The following is a 19,710-nucleotide window of genomic DNA, read 5'->3' as shown; positions in this document are numbered from 1 at the left end:
GATTTCTATGAAAAAATCACGTTTTACCGACAGCCAGATCATGGCCATCCTCAAGCAAGCAGAAGCAGGAACGCCGGTGGCTGAATTGTGCCGCGAGCATGGCATGAGTAGCGCCAGTTTCTATAAGTGGCGCTCACGCTTTGGCGGGATGGATGCCTCCATGATGGCCCGTCTGAAAGAGCTGGAAGATGAAAACCGCCGCCTTAAAAAGATGTATGCCGAAGAACGACTAAAAGCCGAGATCATTCAGGAGGCTATGGCAAAAAAGTGGTGAAGCCATCGCATCGAAAGCAGATGGCACAGGACGCAGTCAGGAGTCGAAGCGTCAGCATACATTTTGCCTGCCAGTTGTTTGCTGTCAGCGAAAGTTGCTATCGCTATCAGCCTCAGTTGAATGAAGAAAATGTCATTATTGCCGACTGGTTGCTCCGCATCACTGGCAATCAGCGCAACTGGGGATTTGGCCTGTGCTTTTTGTATCTGCGTAACGTAAAAGGCTTTAAGTTCAACCACAAAAGGGTGTACCGAATTTACTGCGAGTTATCGCTGAACATGCGAATAAAGCCGAAAAAACGACTGAAACGGGATAAGCCCGAACCGCTGACGGTACCTAAAAACAGTAATGAATGCTGGTCGATGGACTTCATGCACGATCAATTATCAGATGGTCGCTCAGTCCGTCTGCTGAATATTATCGATGATTTTAACCGTGAGGCACTGGCAATAGAGGTCGATTTTTCTCTGCCGGCAAACCGAGTTGTGCGAACGCTGGAACAGCTCATTGAATGGAAAGGTAAACCCATAGCAATACGATGTGATAATGGACCAGAATATACCAGTAACACGTTGATATCATGGGCTAATGACAGGGGCATCCAGATTAACTTTATTCAGCCCGGCAATCCGCAGCAAAATGCCTATATTGAGCGTTACAACCGTACGGTACGCTATGATTGGCTGGGGCAACACCTGTTTACATCACTGGATGAATTGCAGAACTATGCCACGCAGTGGCAATGGTTTTATAATCATGAACGACCAAATATGGCGTTGAATGGTTTCACGCCGATGCAACATATTCAACGCATGGCCTGATTCTACTTATCACCTCCGTCAAAAATGGGGGTATTACCGAAGGTTCTGAAGTTAAACCAGATGGTCTTAAACCTAAATTATTGAACATTCTTGATGGTTCACCACCCAGAAGAACCGAATAATCAATAACAACATTAAAAAAATAATAATTTATGTACTGATAAAATAAAAAAATGCTGTATATAACAATCCAACATCTGAGTGAGCACATCAAATCCACACGTGAAACACTTTTAATGTAGGGATAAATTATGACGAAAAGAAAAATCCAGTAAAGTGTTCTTAATGTATATAGCCAGATCATGCTAGAATATTTAAGGTTACTTTCTTGTACGTATGATATAATCAATAAAAATAGTGAAACCACTAAAAATAAAATAAAACCTTGTAAATTAAAAATGTTACGCTTGAAAACCATCAATATTGCTACTGCCGTAACCCCAATAATTTGAGTTCCATACACGATTATAGGTGCAGATAAATCTATAGTACAGATAACCAAAAGAGTATATATTAAGAATTTATCACACTTCATTATACTTTCTCTTTTTATTTATAAAATATATACATTGAATATATCTCACTAAATTCTTTAGCATATATACAGGGTTTCTAACCCAAACAGACAATGGTGCAGATTTTATAAACTGAAGTCTAGCTATTTTTTGCCCTTCAGCATGTGTTTTTACGCCAGCTTGACTTAATCGGAAATGAGTGTGTTGATCATAAAATATTGTTATCGCAATCGGCACATAAATATATTTATATTCACCAGCGACGCTAGAGTAAAACCACATTTCAGGTATGAATTTAACTTTTTTACTTACTGGATATAAATAGTTAATTAATAATTGTGGTTTATATATATCTATTCTTTCACCAAATGTTCTACTACTGATCTCAGTAAACCACGATTTTTTACTTACTTTATCTAGGCTAAATATGCTATCAGGTCTCTGAGTTGATTCTCGTACAGCAATACACCTTAGCCCAATAACATCTTGTTCGTTAAGCAACATTGAAAAATATTTGCTAATATTCCTTAGCGCACCCTCGATCAATTTATCGTCAGAATCAAGTCCCATGAAAAGATCGAATTTTTGCGAATATTTGACAGCTACATTCCAAGCTGCTTGCTTCCCTGAATTATTTTGATATATATAATGGATAGTAATTTTATCTTCTTCTATAAAATCAGACACCATTTTTCTTGTATCATCTGTTGATCCATCATCTATTATTAACCAAACTAAGTTTGGATAACCTTGCGCAGATATACTATCATAGCAACGCTTTAAGGTATGCGCACGATTAAAGCTTGGAGTAAATATAATTATATTAGGAATGTCTCGCATTTTTAGACCTTATAAAAAAAAGCAAAAGTGTCATAAGCAGCATGATGAAATAATTGATATTGTATATTAGAGCCAAATCATTCCCTCTATATATTTGGAAATAGATTATATAGATTAAGCTCATTATGATAACCCCCCCTCCCCATTTTATTAACAATGCCCCCCCCATTTTTTCTCTAAAGATTAATTGCATTAACACATTATCAATAGAATAGAATACTAAAGCAGGCAACATACATAAAGCGAATTGAACAGCACCTGAATATTTGTCGCCGAACAAAAACGGAACGATCATGGGTAATAAAAGATAACTAAAAATTATTACTACGAAATTGACTACTAAAATTAAACCGATTAATCTTAGGATGTTTCTTTTCAGAATATTTTTTGATACTTTAGAAAATATATAGATTGGTGATACCGACTGGATAATCATTTTTGTTAACACAAATGTTTGCTCCGTCAGTTGGACCGCAACACCATATAAAGCTAATGTAGTGAATGATGTATAATGTTCAACAAAAAAGCGATCCGCTCTAAGATACACATACATAAGAACTAATGATGGCCAAAAATATACCCCCCTAGCTATAATAACTTTACATATTTTTTTATTTAGCCTAAACCCAAACTTTTTAGCTTTCCATAGATAACCTAATAATAATGCTAGCACAAGCATTTCAACTACTCGTGACAAAGCAATAAATTCAGGATTCAAGTGATATTTATAACTTATTACCACTACTATTACTCGCGATGCAAGAGATAATATTCTAAAAAATGCTATTTTTTTAATACTGACCCTTGCTTGATAATAGTTAATTATTACTGATATTGGCTCACTTAAAAGTATTATAAATGCCAAAATAGAAATAAACGATCTTATGCTATTATCATTAATAATTAAAAGCGAATATATATTCACCCCTATATATGCAATTATCGCAAAAATAAGTCTTACAGAAAAAACTGATGCTATAAGTTCTCCGCTGATTTTTTTATTTCTTGATAATGCTGGCACAGCGACTTCTGCACCAGCAATTAATGCTATTGATGATAATAAAGTAACTAAATTAAGAGAATAGATCCATTGTCCATATAGCTCTTTTGTTAGCGATCGTGCAATTAATCCTTCGGAGTAAAAAATCAAAGAAAGAGTTACAATTTTTTCTGATACTAGCCAAAAGATGTTGTTAAAAACTGGATTATTTAAAATTCTTCTAATATACATAATTTGAAATTAGCACGCTACCGCCCCTAGCTTGTAGTTACTAGAACCCTATGATAAAAAAACTCATCCATATAACGAGAAAACATAGCCATTTAGAAAAATAACTATGATTTCAATACTTACATTATAATAAAAATAACTATTACATATTTAGCTCATTTTATTTGAGCATATTTTCAATACTTGATTTGAACTTCGCCCCTTCTTTCAAATTCCGCAGCCCATACTTCACGAACGCTTGCATATAGCCCATTTTTTTACCGCAGTCGTAGCTGTCGCCTGTCATCAACATCGCATCGACAGACTGTTTTTTCGCCAGCTCAGCAATAGCATCCGTCAACTGAATACGCCCCCAGGCACCTGGCTGGGTATGCTCCAGTTCTGCCCAGATATCAGCAGAAAGCACGTAGCGCCCTACAGCCATCAGATCGGAATCCAGAGTCTGCGGCTGGTCTGGTTTTTCAATGAATTCAACAATACGGCTGACTTTGCCTTCATTATCTAAAGGCTCTTTGGTCTGAATAACAGAGTACTCAGACAGATCGCCTTCCATACGCTTAGCCAGCACCTGACTACGCCCTGTCTCATTAAAACGAGCAACCATGGCAGCCAGGTTGTAGCGCAGCGGATCCGCGCTCGCTGTATCAAGAATGACGTCAGGTAATACGACGACAAAAGGGTTATCCCCAACAATTGGGCGAGCACAAAGAATTGAATGGCCCAGGCCCAGTAACTGAGCCTGACGAACGTTCATGATAGTTACGCCTGGAGGACAGATAGACTGCACTTCGGCCAGCAACTGGCGCTTGACGCGCTGCTCAAGCAAAGACTCGAGTTCATAAGACGTATCGAAGTGGTTTTCTACCGCATTCTTTGATGCATGAGTCACCAGAACGATTTCTTTAATGCCAGCAGCTACAATTTCGTCGACAATGTATTGAATCATCGGCTTGTCTACGATTGGCAGCATCTCTTTTGGGATTGCCTTCGTAGCCGGCAACATGTGCATCCCCAGGCCCGCTACCGGGATAACTGCTTTCAAATTAGTCATTCTCTCTCCTACCTCTTAACGGCTGATAAAGTATAGACTTTAGCCGTACGTTAGCCAGTATTGCTGGCTCCATCCTCAACACGAAATAACCAGGTTAAGGTAAACCGAATGCAAACTCTACACTTCACCAACACCGAGGTGAACTCGGATTCTTCGGAAACGAACTCATCTCGCCAGTTTTATAGCATTTCCGAAAAATCGTAGTTAACTAAGCCCCAGACACTCTACAAACACCAATCACTCAGAGACAAACGTAATGTCATCTTTCTTATCGTGCAAAAATTCGTATTTTAAAGTGCGATCCAGTCCCTGAGACAATGTGTAAGGAGCAACAAAACCGGATGAGTGGACTTTCGTTGCATCAAACTGTGTGGTGGCACAGAACTTCTTCACGCGCACAGAGCTGACAGCATATTTTTTGCCGGTCACTTTACCCAAAATATCAAAGCAATAACCACCTAACATGCCTAAAGCGTAAGGTAAGTGTGCTGAGGGGATTTTTTTACTTAAGCTCTGTTCAACTTCGGTAACCAGTTGATTCATATTCAGATCAGGCTTATCAACGTAATTATAAACCTCATAACCAGCAGTCACATTCTTCAGTTTATACTTGATAAACTCAACAATATTACCAACATAAGCCATTGATTTATAGTTAGTACCAGCCCCAACCATCATGAACTTACCGCCCGCGATCTGCTTCAGCAGATTATAAACGTTGCCGCGGTTGCGTTCGCCAAAGATAACCGTCGGGCGGATAATGGTCAGCGAGCGTTCATCTGGAGCTTTGGCATGCCATTCACGCAGGACTTCTTCTGCCTGCCACTTACTTTTACCGTAATGGTTGAAGGGATCGTGAGGATGGTTTTCATCAGGATTGGTTTTGTTCAGGCCATAAACCGCGACAGAGCTGGTGAAAATGATGTTCTTAACATCATTTTTCTCCATAGCGGCCAATACATTGCGCGTCCCCTGAACATTCACATCATAGTAAAGTGAAGTAGGACTGACATCATCACGATGTTCAGCCGCTAACAAAACAACCGTATCATAGCCTGAAAGCGCCTGGTCCAAAATTTGTTGATCGCGAACATCGCCGATTTGCGTGATTTGCGGATAGAAATGACTCTGCTGTTTATCCAGATTCTTGATATCAAAATCCGCAACAGCCGTCTCCAGGAGTCTGGTCCCCACGAATCCGGATGCACCGATGAGCAAAACTTTATCGTTCATAAATCACTTTGTCTGTTCGTAACACAAGAAACATATGATAAAGATGAGCGTCTTCCCTGAGTAGTCAATGCTGCCCAGCCCCAGCTTTAACAGTAATTGGGTGATTATAATCTTTTAGCCAATGATATCCAGTAAGAATATAGTGGGGTTACCTCCCCTGCCCCGGCAGTCGAAAATTCACCGCTTCGACATTCACCACCTGATGGTTTACCCGGTCAATGTCAACTGAGCTTTGCCCGGTTTCGTTTACCGCATGGATATTCGCCAGCGAGAGTAATGTGTCCTGTTTAGCCATAAACTTGCCGCGCACATCCTGACGGAGATCGAAGTGCATCTTAAGCGCTGGTCCCGTTACAGATTGCTGCATCACTTTGATGTTACGTAAGAAAAGATGCTGCGGTTGGTTGTGTAACTCGAGCGTGGCACGCTTCATTTCCACATTGGTAATCGCCACAAATGATGTCGCATTACCAGAGGAGATCTGAATACCGCGCAATTTGTATTCACGTTTCGTATTATCCAGATGAATATTATTTAACTTAAAGTTTTGTGGAATGGATAAATAACGCCCTTTGATTACGCCGTAACCAATGAGCATACCAGCGCTATTCTCCATATTGATATTATCAATTACGAAATTATCACATCCGTAAATAGCGACCGTCGCATTATCAATGCCCGCTTTCTTACTGAAATCCGGGGTGATATTTCGCGCGGTAATATTACGAATAATAAAGTGTTTGCCGTTCTCCACATGGACTAACTGTCGGCAGTCGCTACCAGTGATGTTCGCTACCACAAAGTTTTTTACCGCCAGTTCATCGGGATAGGTATTGTCATAGGTACTCCCCGCCAGACCGATGCCAATGCCCCAGTTCACGTTGCCGTTGGTACAGTTGATACGTTCAATGACATGGTCAGAAATGAGGATGTTGCTGTCATTTATCGCTACATTCCACTCGATAGCATCACCCTGTAAATCGCTAAAACGGCTGTTCGTGATCTTTACGCCGTCCATTCGATTATGAAAACCCTGACGCAAAATGCCATAGTTAGCGCGCGTGACGGTAATATCATCGATAGTCAGATTACGCATCAGCCTCGAGGTTTTACCGCCGATATAGATTTGCGTCACCGGACCGAAACCGCTCATGGCAATCCCTTTTATCACACAGTCCGACCCCCGCACATCGAGGGTAACGTTCCTCAGGCTCCCGCCCTGCTCGCCCATCACCTTGCATCCATCCTGCAGAACAAAGCGCCCACGGCCATTGCCGCTTATTCGCCCTTGCAGGAATAGCGTTTTGCCTGGCGGGATAACGATGGCGGTATTGATATCCTTACATTCCAGGCCTGTTGGTACGACGACCGTTTGTCCTTCTTTGAACGCCTGCCTGAAAGAAGCCACCCAATCCTGTGGGTTGTAATCCTGAATATTGACACTGCCCGGTGATTCTAACGCCCGAACAACGGGAGAATGCAGCACGACAAGCGCAGAGCCTGCCGTCAGAAAAGTACGGCGTGAGAGTTTGTTCTCTGACATACAACCTCGATTTACATCGTTTGCAGCAGACTGGCTAACTGTTTATTGATCGCTAACTGATTAAATTCAGTTGCAATTTTTTCGCGCGCGCACTGCACAATCGGCTGTACCTGTTCACTGTCGAGCAGGCTGAATGCCGCTAATCTCTCTGCCAGTGCCTGCGCGTCATTTTCCGGTGCCAGCCAGCCAGACTTTCCCGACTCGACCAGCTCCGGGATCCCACTATGGACGGTGGAAATCACCGGGATCCCTACCGCCATCGCCTCCATCAGCGCCACCGGGATCCCCTCCATATCGCCGTCTCTTCCGGTGATCGACGGCAGCAAAAATACATCCGCCTGCTCAAGCATCTCCTTTACCTGATGACTGGGCTTAAAGCCGGGCATCTCAATCACATCATCAAGTTGATATTGCTCGATCAGCGTACGCAGACGACGCTCCCAGGGGCCAATGCCAAGGATGCGATAACGGAATGCGACGCCCTGCTCTTTCAACTGACGACAGGCTTCGATGGCGACGTGCAGTCCTTTTTTCTCAGTTAACCGGGCGACAGAGATAATCTCCAGCGGTGCGGCTGGCGATTTCAACTGGCGTGGCGTAAAGCGCGTCATATCGATTCCCATGCGCGAGACCGCGATTTTCTGCGGCGGGCACCCCATATTTTTTAAACGTCCGGCCCAGAGGTTGCTGATAGGTAACATCAAATCCCCACGTTCAAACAGTTGCTGATATTCAGGGGTGTAGTGGGCAAGCACATCCCGATGCGAAACATCAATGCCGTGAAATACCGTGGCGATTTTGCCGCAAATCATCCCTAGCTCACGCAGTTTGGCGGCCGTTACGCCTGCGGGTCCAAAATGAGCGATAAAGACATCCGCTTCAAACGCCCGCGGGTTCGCGCCACAAATGGCCGCCAAAATCAGATTGCGCGCCTCATCGCCATAGCGTGAAACATTCAGCGCTTTCCAGGTGGCTGCGCGGGTAATACCGCGCAGGGCCGCCACTGCCCTATACTTAAGCTTCGCCAGTTTGCTGTTCGGCTCATTCAGTAACCAGCGCGTTTTTTCACCCAGACGGTAGGTATTAAATGAAGCATGGGTATTTTCAAGATCGCCCTTGTGCAACGCGACAATTTCCACGTCGTAGCCCATGTCGATAAATGCAGTAATCTGATTGAGTACAAAGGTCTCGGAGGAGAGCGGAAATTTAAGCAGGAAAAAGCCAACCTTCATTTTTCCCCCTCAATACGCGTTAAAACCGATTGCACCATGTTCACCCCACGTTCACGCTCACGCCTAACCGCGTCGCCGAGACGTATGTTCAGCTCAGGTAGCTGTCCGAGAGCATCGGCGACCTTCCCTTCCAGGCTGCCATCGAGCAGATGGCGAATATCGACGGCCATCTCTGCTAACCCCAGTTGTTGCATGATCCCTGCCGATTTATGCTCATAATTAATGGCGATGGCTGGCGTCATAAAATTCATCGAGATGATGGCCGAGTGTAAACGAGTCCCCACCGTCAGATCGCATGCAGCCAAAATTTTCCCCATCTCCAGGTCGTTGAGTTCATCCATCACCACGTGATAACGGCCCGGGTCGTTAACATACTGGCGCAGGTTCAACGCCACCATGCGGTCATCTTTGTTGTAACTATCAATACCGGTACAGGTTGACAGCGCTATCACCTGGTAACCTTCATCAAGGATGCGGTTCACTACCCCAGCAAAAGCTTGCTCATAGGCCTGCTGCGTAGTCCCCAGACGCTTATCAAAAGGAGCCAGCTCACGCAGAGTAATGGCAACGGTCTTCTGTTTTGCCGCCATGTGTAACCAGTGCTGTACGGCATAACCAGGCTCATAATCCTCATCATGGTTATTTACCAGCCAGGCGGTATCTACCCCGGTTTCGACTTTATCCGTGTTTATTGCACTGCGCTTCATCAGATCCAGACTGACGGATTCACGCAAAATCAATGCATTACAGTGTCCAAAAACGTAGTTCGCCAGTTGATTAAACTGTTCATCCTGGAATGGCCCCACGCTGTGGCCAATCATGTACAGCGGTTTTTTCGCCATAAACGTACACAGGGCATGTTCAAACTGCGGTACGCCATACAAATCGACAAAAAACGATCCGCCAACCTGGATAATGGCGTCGTAGCGCGACAGCAGACGAACAAAATCGGTAAACCCCTGGGCGATCGCGATATTGCGCAGATTACCGGAATCGGTGACACGCGAGAGCAGCACCTGATGCTGATAGCGACGACGCAGCACTTTCTTCACGCGTCCCATAACGCCGGCAGCATTATTGTGCTGCTTCATCTGCGAATACAGCGGATCGCCCATTACCGGGCGGTTCAGCAACCACGAAGAACTCACCGGATAACGGCTCATAACATCCACTTCAGTCTCAGGACGCAACGCGTTAATGGCATCCAGCAAACCGCGCAGAATCGCGCTATCCCCACGGTTCCCACAGGTATGGTTGCCTAAAATTAATAGTTTCATTATGACCTCTTAAAGCGTTGTTCTTATCCTGCACGAAGCAAGGTTTTCATTTTTTCACTGCGGCAGAACTGGCGTTTTATTTCCACCACTAACGGATGGCGCGACACCACAATCATCGCCGCGAACGCCAGCGCTCCTGCCGCTACCTGGATCCCCAGCAACGCGCCTGGCGACAGTTGGCTGCGCAGCATTACGTCCAGCGCATAGCTCACCACAAGGGTCGGTAAAGAGAGATATAACGGCAGCCACAGACTGAGCATGTACTGGCGGTAGCTGGAGCCAAGAACAGGTTTGATCATCACGAAGTAACTGAGGATCGTGTTAATCACCTGGACCAGCAAAAAGCCCAGTGTCACGCCAATCGCCCCGGCCTGATGACCACCGATGAAAATGGCGGGAATAAACAGAAAGGTTTTGAACACATTGAATTTGAAGCTGATGTCGACCCGTGCTTTCGCCATCAGCAGTGAACCGATCGGATTCCCCACAGAGCGCAGCAGTCCAACAATGCACAGCAGTTGCAAGACGGGAATAATACCGTTCCACTTCTCGCCAAATACCAGCGGCACCACATTGTTCGACACCACCATCAATCCCAGTAGTACCGGGAAGTTGATGATCCCGACCACCGACAGCAGCTTGTAAAAATTCACCCGTAGCTTTTCACTGTCGTCCTGAATTTTGGCAAACGCCGGAAACAGGACACGGGTAATAATCGGGTTCAGTTTGATCGGAGGGACAACCGCCACGTTCCAGGCGAGATTGAATCCGCCCGCCACACCTGCGCCCAACGTTCTGGCTAAAACCAACGTGGAAAGGTTGGTATTGAGGTAATTGATAATGCTGTCTGCCGTCAGCCACGCACCAAAACGCAGGTTCGACGAAACGGATGCCAGCGAAAAATGCAGCCCCGGACGGTAAATCCGGCGACCAAAATAGCCGAACAGCAGCGTTCGTAGCGTACTGTTCACCAGATACCCGAGAATGGCCGTCAGCGCGAGCGGCCAGAAATGGGCGCTGACCACGGTAAAGGTAAAACCGGCCAACACCGAACTGGTTTCAATCATGCCAATTTTGTTGAAGGCCAGCTCTTTTTGCATCAGCGCGCGAAACTGCTGCCCGTGCGGTATCACCACAAACGCCAGCGATAAGGTTTTGATGAGTGGCGCCAGTTCGGGATTATTGAGCACGCTGGCAATCGTCCCGCTAAGCAGAAACATCGCCACACATACCACCATACCCAGCCCAACGTTGAGCCAGTACAGCGTTGTCAGCTCAAGATAACCGATGTCTTTGCGCTGAATAATTGAATTGGCGATACCGAAATCCGACAGCGTATCGGCCAGCGCAATGATCACCAGCGACACGGTTAACAACCCAAACTGGTGGTTATCAATAATCCGCGCCAGGACGGTCATCTGGATAAGTCCCAGACCAATAATGATCACCGTAGCAATCGCCGACCACTTTGCGCCATTAAGCGTTTTTTCTCGTAAGCTCATGTTAATACGCCGCTTTGTTCACAAAGCCTTTGAATACCGTCAGAAAAACAATTTTGATATCGAACCACACGCTCCACTCGCGAATGTATTCGAGGTCAAACTCCACACGTTTTTCCATTTTTTCCAGCGTATCGGTTTCACCGCGCCAGCCGTTGATTTGCGCCCAGCCGGTAATGCCCGGTTTCACCTTATGGCGTAACATGTACCCCTCGATCAGTTGGCGGTACTGTTCGTTGTGCGCTACCGCATGCGGACGTGGCCCGACGATAGACATCCCCCCGGTCAGGACGTTAATAAACTGCGGCAGTTCATCGAGCGACGTCCGGCGCAGGAAATTTCCCACAGGGGTAACGCGCGGATCGTTTTGCGTCGCCTGCGTTACCACCGCGTCGTTCTCCATCACCTTCATCGAGCGAAACTTCCAGACTTTGATCGGCTTCCCGTCCATGCCATAGCGGGTCTGGCGGAAAATCACCGGACCTTTGGAGGTCAGTTTTACCAGAAGCGCAATACCACATAGCACCGGGGAAATAAGCAGCAGGATCAGTGAAGCCAGCACGATATCTTCCGCGCGCTTTAACAGGCGATTAATCCCCGAAAGCGGCGTGTCATACAGCGGCACTACCGGAACGCCGTTCATCTCTTCAATCCGTGAATGCAGAATATTGAAGGTAAAGACATCAGGAATGAGGATCACCGAGCAGGTGGTGTCGGCCAACTCACGCACCAGTTTTTTTACGCTGGCGCCATCGCTCATCGACATGGCGATATAAACGTTATGAATGCGTGAAGCTTTGGCGTCGTCCACCAGTTGTTGCAAATTACCGGCCCAGTCGCGGGAGTTTTTTCCAGGGATTGGGTCGTGATAGACCCCCGCCACTTCAAATCCCAGCCACGGTTCATGGCGAAAACTGTCCAGCAGCATTTGTCCGGCGGGCAGGTCGCCAGCCACCGCCACCCGGCGGGTGTTGTAACCACGATTACGCAGCCACCCCGCACCGTAGCGAATAAACGAACGACTCAACACCAGGCCGACGCTTGAAAGCAGATACCATGCCAGCCAGACGGCGAGACGGTTATCGAAATCTTTATTAAAGGCGATCAGACCTGCGCTAAAAATCAGACTCAGCGTCCAGTTTTGTAGTAACAGCACCAGCTCAGTGGAAATTTTGACGCCGCGCCAGGAGCGATAAAAATCCGTTATGCCACCGAGCATCTGAAAAACGACCAGCGTGATCAGCGCCACCAGCAGGTGCATATACAGGAAAGGCAAACCGCTTAATTCGCAGATCACCCACAACCCGCCAAACATGATGGTGATATCTGAAAAGCGTTGCACCATCGAAATTAACGACGCATTGGTTTTGGCGCGTTCGCGCTTTTTTAGATGTGTCATCGTGGTTCCTGTTAGTCACCCTTTGCCCATAAGCGGGCAAAGGAAGCACCGGCATTACTGATTCAGTAACGCCAGAAGAGTGCGCGTTCGCGCTTCCATCAACGGAATATCTCCGCGCGATTCCACGTTCAGGCGCACCACCGGTTCGGTATTGGAAGAGCGTAAATTGAAGCGCCAGTCGACAAACGCCATGCTGATACCGTCCGTTCTGTCCACCGTCAGCGCCTCACGGGAAAAGTGCTGCTCCACACGCGCAATCGCTGCCGCCGGCTCTGCCAGCGTGCTGTTGATTTCCCCACTCGCCGGATAGGCCACCATCCGGTCACGGACCAGTTCACCCAGCGACTGTCCTTTCAGACTCAGCAGTTCCGCCACCAGCAGCCACGGGATCATTCCGCTGTCGCAGTAAGCAAAATCACGGAAATAGTGATGCGCGCTCATTTCACCGCCATAAATGGCATCTTCATGGCGCATGCGCTCTTTGATAAACGCGTGCCCGGTTTTTGACATCACCGGTTTACCGCCTGCTGCCGTCACCACGTCCACGGTATTCCAGGACAGGCGCGGGTCGTGGATAATTTTCGCCCCCGGATTCTTCTCCAGAAACGCTTCCGCCAGCAGGCCGACAATGTAATAGCCCTCAATGAACTGACCTTTTTCATCGAACAGGAAGCAGCGGTCAAAATCACCGTCGAAGGCAATCCCCATATCCGCACCGTGTTCAATCACCGCATTGCGCGTGTCGGCCCGGCATTCCGGCAGCAGAGGGTTGGGGATACCGTTGGGGAAGTTGCCATCCGGCGTATTGTGAATTTTGATGAACTCGACCGGCACCCCCAGCGCCTTAAAACGGGCTTCAATGGCGTCAACCACCGGACCTGCCGCACCGTTGCCGGAGTTGAGCACCAGCTTCATCGGTCTCAGGCTGCCGGGATTGATGTAACCCAGCAGGTGGTCGATGTAGGCATCGCGGGTAGTAATACGCTGGTAGTGGCCACGTTTTGTCACATCAACCGCCGGGAAGTCGTTGGCTTCCGCCAGGCGCTGCACGTCGCGCAGACCGGTATCACCGCTGATGGGCCGCGCCCCTTCCCGCACCAGCTTCATACCGTTGTAATCCATCGGATTATGGCTGGCGGTCACTTCAATACCGCCGTCAATGCCAAGGTGGAAGGTGGCGAAGTAAATCTCTTCGGTGCCCGACATGCCAATATCCAGCACATTCACCCCCGCGTCCTGCAGCCCTTTCGCCAGCGCCAGCTTTAGCGTCTCGCTGGTCAGACGCACATCGCCGCCCAGAACGATAGATTTTGGCTTCAGGAACTCGCCGTAAGCGCGGCCAATGCGCCACGCGATCTCTTCATTCAGCTCTTCGCCCAGCCTGCCGCGAATATCGTAGGCTTTGAAACAGGTTAATTTCGTCATGATTTCCCCTTCTTCAGGCAACAGTTAGCCCTCTCCTGACTGGAGATATTTTTCCCAAAATGACTCGCCGTTAGTTTTTAGGCCGGATAAGGTGTTCACGCCGCCATCCGGCAACGATGATGTTGTGTTACGCGCGCCCGTAGCGATCCGCAAACCGCACCACATCATCCTCATCGAGGTAAGATCCGGAGCGCACTTCAATCAGATCGAGCGGGATTTTCCCGGGGTTCTCCAGACAATGGGTCGCCCCCAGCGGAATATAGACAGACTCGTTTTCAGCAAGCAGTTTGATATCATCATTGATTGTCACCTTCGCGGTACCGGCAACCACAACCCAGTGTTCAGCCCGGTGATGATGCATCTGCACAGACAATCCCTCACCAGGCTTGACGGTAATTCGCTTCACCTGATAACGCTCTCCGGCATCAATTGAGTCGTACTTGCCCCACGGACGATAAACTTCGCGGTGAATATGATGCTCATGACGCCCGTCAGCCTTAATTTGCTCTACCACTTTTTTGACGTCCTGCACCGCGTTGCGATCGGCTATCAGCACCGCGTCTTTGGTCTGCACCACCACCAGATCTTTCACCCCGACGGTCGTCACCAGGCCGGATTCAGCATACACGTAACTGTTTTCCGTTTTGTGGCTTATGACATCGCCGTGATGCACATTGCCTTCAGCGGTATGTGCACTGATTTCCCACAGCGATGACCAGGAGCCAACATCGCTCCAGCCTGCGTTCATTGGCATCACCACCGCATCGGCGGTACGTTCCATTACCGCATAGTCCACAGACTCTTCCGGGCAGGCGAGAAACGCCTGTTCATCAACGCGGATAAAATCGAGATCGGGGTCGACCGTGCTCATGGCGTTCTCACAGGCTGCAAGAATGTCGGGACGATACTTTTTCAGTTCTTCCAGGTAACGTCCGGCCCGGAACAAGAACATGCCGCTGTTCCAGTAGTAGTCGCCGCTCGTCACGTAAGCCTGCGCGGTTTCCAGATTGGGCTTTTCAACAAACTGTGCCACCTCAAAAGCCACGGCGTCGGTATTCGTCGGCGAGACTTCCCCCCGGCGGATATAGCCATAGCCGGTTTCCGCCTGGTCCGGCACGATACCAAACGTCACCAGCTTACCCGCTCCGGCATAGGGCATCGCATTGCGAACCGCCTCGCGGAATGCCTCTTCGTCGGCAATCATGTGATCGGCCGCCAAGACCAGCAGCAGCGGATCCTCACCCGGACTTTGACGTTTTGCCGCCAGCGCGGCCAGCGCTATCGCCGGTGCCGTGTTACGCCCGGCAGGTTCTAGAATGATGTTCTCAGTCAGCTTGTGCAGCTGTCGTAACTGTTCCGCTACGATAAAACGGTGTTGTTCATTACAGATAACCACCGGGCTTTCGCACTCCACGCCGTTCAGACGGCAAATCGTCGTCTGCAGCATGGTGAGATCGCCTTTCAGGCACAGGAACTGCTTTGGGTACAGCACGCGGGACAGTGGCCATAAACGGCTCCCCGAGCCACCGGCCATCACCACCGGAAAGAGTTTGCTTTGACTCATCATGTACCCCGTATATCTGCAAGAAATTGACTCAGCACGTTTTCTTTATCCAGCGTGCGTTCGGCATAATCACGTGCCACCGTGTTTACTTTTGGCATCATCAGCGCCCGTTTAATACCGCAAACCAACGCGTTTACCGACTCCGGCTCCACGCACACCGCAATGCCAGGGTGAGCGTCACAAAGCTGACCCAGCTCGGTTTCAGGTTCGGCAGTAATAACTGCGTTACCACCAACAGCGAGGATATTGGTCAATTTGGAGGGCAGTACGGCATCAGCCGCACCACGCTTTTGCACGACCAGATGACAATCCGCAATCTTGAGCAACGCTGGCAGCGCGTCATATGATTGCAGCGGAAAGAACATCACGTTGTTCAGGCCGCGTTCGCTGGCCATGCTCTCCAGCCGCGCTTTACCACCGCCCTGCCCGACAATCACAAACAGCCAGGGGTGTTCGCTCAACTCGACCGCTGCGTCTATCACGCTCTCCAGCCCCTGCTTTTCACCGATATTGCCTGAGTAAAGAACGATCTTTTGATCGGCAGGCAATCCCAGTTGCCGGGACAACGCCAGGGCATCGGCGTCGCTCACATCACGAAAGCGCGTCACTTCCGACCAGTTCGGAAAGAAAATAACCTTGTGCGGCGCAACGCCTTTTTCCATGGCTTTGTGCATCATGGAACGGGAAATCGTCGAAATATGGTCCATATTCAACAGCCCACTGCGCTCAAAGGCGCTGGCCAGTTTTGCCACCATACCGCGCGTGCCTTTGCCCGCCATTCCTAGCCCCAACATGGCATCGACTTCGTAATCCTGAACGTGCAATAGCGTACGTGCGCCACAAAGCTTTGCCAGCAGGCGCATGCCCGGCGTGCAAAACAGCGTCGGCACTACGCCGATAATGCGATCCGGCTTCCAGCGACGTTGCGCCAGTAGCGGGAAAAAACTGCTCAGGGCGAAACTGCCCAAATGCAGCAGGCGCTTGAGCGTTGAGGGTTGCTCAGGCACATACAGCGGACAACGCCAGACGAGGGCGTCGCCCTCTTCGCGACGGTAGCGCCAGGATGAATAACTGCCGTTTACCTTCCACTGGGGATAATAAGGCGGCGCGGTGATCACCCGAACGTCATGCCCCTGCTGCGCCATCCACTCCACCATTTCACCGGTGTATTTGCCGATACCGGTCAACTCCGGCGAATAGTTGATGCCATACACGAGGATCTTCATAGCCCGGGTACTCCGGCCTGACTTGTTTTACAGAAGTAAGCCCGACTGTTGTCGTGCACGTGGTCACTGGCCAGAATCTGTGTAGACGCCATCCATCGGTACGCATCATGTTGGACATTGGGCAGTAGCAAGTCGTTTTCCGACACCCGCAGACGAAATCCCAGCACGATGTAATGCGTTGAGAAATCATCCCCAGAAAAGTTGTCGTCATAGAAGTGCTGCCAGACACCGTAAAACTCCGCAGCGGACAGCGGTAAACGTAACCCCAGCTCCGTTTCGGTAAGCCGCTCAAAGGCCACGTGCAGCGGTTCATCTTTTTGCACCCGACCGCCGGGCACAAACCAGTAACCCTGCGCCGGACGATTGAGACGCTTACCGAGCAGAAATTCACCGTGGGTGTTTTCCACGATCAAATCGATGGAAATCAGCGGAGTTGAACGTACTACGGTGGCAAAATCCTCATGACGTAAAAACATGCTTACCCCCGGTAGCGCTGCTGGTTTTCAAGGAACCACTGCCAGGTACTGGCAAGCCCCGCTTCCAGTGATATCTCGTGATACCAGCCCAACTGATGCAGACGCGTAACATCGAGCAATTTGCGCGGCGTTCCATCCGGTTTGCTGGCGTCGAACACCACGCGCCCCTTGTAACCCACGACCTGCGCGATGGTTTGCGCCAGTTCGCGGATGGTGCAGTCCACGCCGGTGCCCACGTTGATATGCGACAGCATCGGCTGGGTATATTCCTGCAAGACTTCCTGAGCCAGCTCCATCACGTGGATACTGGCCGCTGCCATATCGTCAACATGCAGAAATTCACGCATTGGCGTCCCGCTTCCCCACACCACCACATCCGGCGTATTGTGCTCGCGAGCGTCATGAAAGCGGCGCAGCAGCGCCGGGATCACATGCGAATTACTCGGGTGGAAGTTGTCATGCGGCCCATACAGATTGGTCGGCATCACCGAGCGATAATCGCGGCCATACTGGCGGTTATACGATTCGCACAGCTTGATCCCGGCAATTTTGGCAATCGCATACGGCTCATTGGTCGGTTCCAACTGCCCCTGCAACAGTTCGCTTTCGGCTATTGGCTGGGTGGCTTGCTTTGGATAAATACAGGATGACCCGAGAAACAGCAGTTTATTCACGTTATGCAAATGCGCAGCATGAATAATGTTGCTCTCAATCATCATGTTTTCATAAATAAAATCAGCAGGATAAGTATTATTCGCCACGATCCCACCGACTTTAGCCGCCGCCAGATAAACCTGGTCAATACGTTCAGTGGCAAAGAACGCCTGCACCGCACTGGCGTCCAGCAGGTTAAGTTGGTCGCGGGTACGCAGCACCAGCTCGACATTATCTCGCTGCGACAATTGTCTGACTATGGCGGACCCCACCATCCCGCGATGGCCCGCCACAAAAATACGTTGTGTCTTCATCCTCAGTACTCCAGCGCGATGGCGACCTCGTAACCGTGCGACTTCAGCAGGGAATGCTTCTTCGCTGCTTCAAGATCGTTGGCAACCATTTCCGAGATCATCTGGCGCAACGTGATTTCCGGCTTCCAGCCCAGTTTTTCATGTGCTTTGGCCGGATCGCCCAGCAGCGTTTCCACCTCTGCCGGACGGAAATAGCGCGGATCGACGGCAATCATGACATCCCCAGGTTTCACACCCGGCGCGTCGTGTCCGGTTACGGAAACCACGATGCCTTTCTCATTCACGCCCTCGCCTTCAAAGCGCAATTTAATCCCCAACTGAGCGGCGGCCATTTCCACAAACTGGCGCACGGAATACTGCACGCCGGTGGCAATCACGAAATCTTCCGGCTTGTCCTGCTGCAGCATCATCCACTGCATCCTGACGTAATCTTTGGCATGCCCCCAGTCACGCAGCGAATCCATATTGCCCAGGTACAGGCAAGACTCCAGCCCCTGCGCGATGTTGGCGATCGCACGCGTAATTTTGCGCGTGACAAAGGTTTCGCCGCGGCGCGGAGATTCGTGGTTAAACAGAATACCGTTACAGGCATACATACCGTAAGATTCGCGGTAGTTGACGGTTATCCAGTAGGCGTACAGCTTAGCAACGGCATACGGCGAGCGCGGGTAGAACGGCGTGCTCTCTTTCTGCGGGATTTCCTGTACCAGACCGTACAGTTCAGAGGTGGAAGCCTGATAAAAACGGGTCTTCTTTTCCAGCCCGAGGAAGCGGATAGCTTCCAGCAAACGCAAGGTGCCGATAGCATCGACATCCGCGGTGTATTCCGGTGAATCAAACGACACTGCGACATGACTCATGGCGCCGAGGTTATAGACCTCATCCGGTTGCACTTCCTGTAAAATACGGGTCAGGTTGGAGGAGTCCGTCAAATCGCCATAGTGCAGATGGAATTTGGGATTGCCCGAATGCGGATCCTGATAGATGTGGTCCACTCGTTCGGTGTTGAATGATGAAGCGCGGCGCTTAATACCGTGTACTTCATACCCTTTTTCCAGCAGGAACTCTGCCAGGTAAGAACCATCCTGCCCGGTTACGCCAGTGATGAGAGCGACTTTTGACATGTAATTACCTCT

Annotated in this window: 16 protein-coding genes; 1 reads left to right on the top strand and 15 read right to left on the bottom strand. The window is 49.1% G+C overall.

Annotation, left to right across the window (positions count from 1 at the left end):
• The first annotated feature begins 7 nt into the window (after positions 1-7).
• A protein-coding gene (locus HV237_RS09130; RefSeq protein WP_095661766.1) for an IS3 family transposase occupies positions 8-1,095 on the top strand; the annotation gives its coding sequence in 2 pieces (ribosomal slippage) (positions 8-260 and positions 260-1,095; 1,089 coding nt in all).
• Positions 1,096-1,619: 524 nt separating this feature from the next.
• On the opposite strand, the gene HV237_RS09125 is transcribed toward HV237_RS09130, so the two are convergent.
• From HV237_RS09125 to gmd, 15 genes are all read right to left on the bottom strand, one after another.
• Positions 1,620-2,450, bottom strand: coding sequence for a glycosyltransferase family 2 protein (locus HV237_RS09125; RefSeq protein WP_047359246.1), 831 nt, complete (start codon positions 2,448-2,450; stop codon positions 1,620-1,622).
• Positions 2,434-3,681 carry an oligosaccharide flippase family protein gene (locus HV237_RS09120; protein WP_181541771.1) on the bottom strand — a complete coding sequence of 416 codons (1,248 nt, stop codon included), beginning with the start codon at positions 3,679-3,681 and terminating at the stop codon, positions 2,434-2,436. The genes HV237_RS09125 and HV237_RS09120 overlap by 17 nt, the downstream gene beginning before the upstream one ends.
• A gap of 160 nt (positions 3,682-3,841) precedes the next feature.
• A complete protein-coding gene (gene galF / locus HV237_RS09115) occupies positions 3,842-4,732 on the bottom strand; it encodes a GalU regulator GalF (protein ID WP_047359115.1) in 891 nt (296 codons plus the stop codon).
• Positions 4,733-4,969: 237 nt separating this feature from the next.
• Entirely contained in the window at positions 4,970-5,965 is a 996-nt protein-coding gene (locus HV237_RS09110) for an SDR family oxidoreductase (protein WP_047359116.1), read from the bottom strand.
• A 148-nt stretch (positions 5,966-6,113) separates the two neighbouring features.
• The gene (gene wcaM, locus HV237_RS09105) at positions 6,114-7,508 is read right to left on the bottom strand and encodes a colanic acid biosynthesis protein WcaM (protein ID WP_047359117.1); all 1,395 of its coding nucleotides are present in this window, start codon (positions 7,506-7,508) and stop codon (positions 6,114-6,116) included.
• Positions 7,509-7,519: 11 nt separating this feature from the next.
• Complete coding sequence (gene wcaL / locus HV237_RS09100; RefSeq protein WP_047359118.1) at positions 7,520-8,740, bottom strand: colanic acid biosynthesis glycosyltransferase WcaL; 1,221 nt, start codon at positions 8,738-8,740, stop codon at positions 7,520-7,522.
• Positions 8,737-10,017 carry a colanic acid biosynthesis pyruvyl transferase WcaK gene (wcaK, locus tag HV237_RS09095; RefSeq protein ID WP_047359119.1) on the bottom strand — a complete coding sequence of 427 codons (1,281 nt, stop codon included), beginning with the start codon at positions 10,015-10,017 and terminating at the stop codon, positions 8,737-8,739. The genes wcaL and wcaK overlap by 4 nt, the downstream gene beginning before the upstream one ends.
• Before the next feature lie 23 nt (positions 10,018-10,040).
• Positions 10,041-11,519 (bottom strand): colanic acid undecaprenyl disphosphate flippase WzxC, encoded by a 1,479-nt coding sequence (gene wzxC, locus HV237_RS09090; protein ID WP_047359120.1) that lies wholly within the window; start codon positions 11,517-11,519, stop codon positions 10,041-10,043.
• Position 11,520: 1 nt separating this feature from the next.
• A complete protein-coding gene (wcaJ, locus tag HV237_RS09085; protein ID WP_047359121.1) occupies positions 11,521-12,915 on the bottom strand; it encodes an undecaprenyl-phosphate glucose phosphotransferase in 1,395 nt (464 codons plus the stop codon).
• 54 nt (positions 12,916-12,969) lie between these two features.
• A complete protein-coding gene (gene cpsG / locus HV237_RS09080; protein ID WP_019077130.1) occupies positions 12,970-14,340 on the bottom strand; it encodes a colanic acid biosynthesis phosphomannomutase CpsG in 1,371 nt (456 codons plus the stop codon).
• 127 nt (positions 14,341-14,467) lie between these two features.
• The gene (cpsB, locus tag HV237_RS09075; protein ID WP_047359122.1) at positions 14,468-15,904 is read right to left on the bottom strand and encodes a mannose-1-phosphate guanyltransferase; all 1,437 of its coding nucleotides are present in this window, start codon (positions 15,902-15,904) and stop codon (positions 14,468-14,470) included.
• Complete coding sequence (gene wcaI, locus HV237_RS09070) at positions 15,904-17,130, bottom strand: colanic acid biosynthesis fucosyltransferase WcaI (RefSeq protein WP_047359123.1); 1,227 nt, start codon at positions 17,128-17,130, stop codon at positions 15,904-15,906. Before wcaI ends, cpsB begins: the two co-directional genes overlap by 1 nt.
• Positions 17,127-17,606 (bottom strand): GDP-mannose mannosyl hydrolase, encoded by a 480-nt coding sequence (locus tag HV237_RS09065; protein ID WP_047359124.1) that lies wholly within the window; start codon positions 17,604-17,606, stop codon positions 17,127-17,129. The genes wcaI and HV237_RS09065 overlap by 4 nt, the downstream gene beginning before the upstream one ends.
• 2 nt (positions 17,607-17,608) lie before the next feature.
• Positions 17,609-18,574 (bottom strand): GDP-L-fucose synthase, encoded by a 966-nt coding sequence (locus tag HV237_RS09060; RefSeq protein ID WP_016156919.1) that lies wholly within the window; start codon positions 18,572-18,574, stop codon positions 17,609-17,611.
• 2 nt (positions 18,575-18,576) lie between these two features.
• Positions 18,577-19,698 carry a GDP-mannose 4,6-dehydratase gene (gene gmd / locus HV237_RS09055; protein WP_016156920.1) on the bottom strand — a complete coding sequence of 374 codons (1,122 nt, stop codon included), beginning with the start codon at positions 19,696-19,698 and terminating at the stop codon, positions 18,577-18,579.
• Positions 19,699-19,710: the final 12 nt, after the last annotated feature.

The sequence above is a fragment of the Citrobacter sp. RHBSTW-00570 genome (assembly GCF_013739755.1).
Taxonomy (GTDB): Bacteria; Pseudomonadota; Gammaproteobacteria; order Enterobacterales; family Enterobacteriaceae; genus Citrobacter; species Citrobacter braakii.
The sequence above is the reverse complement of the archived record's forward strand: the minus strand, read 5'-3'. Positions and strand labels throughout refer to the sequence as shown.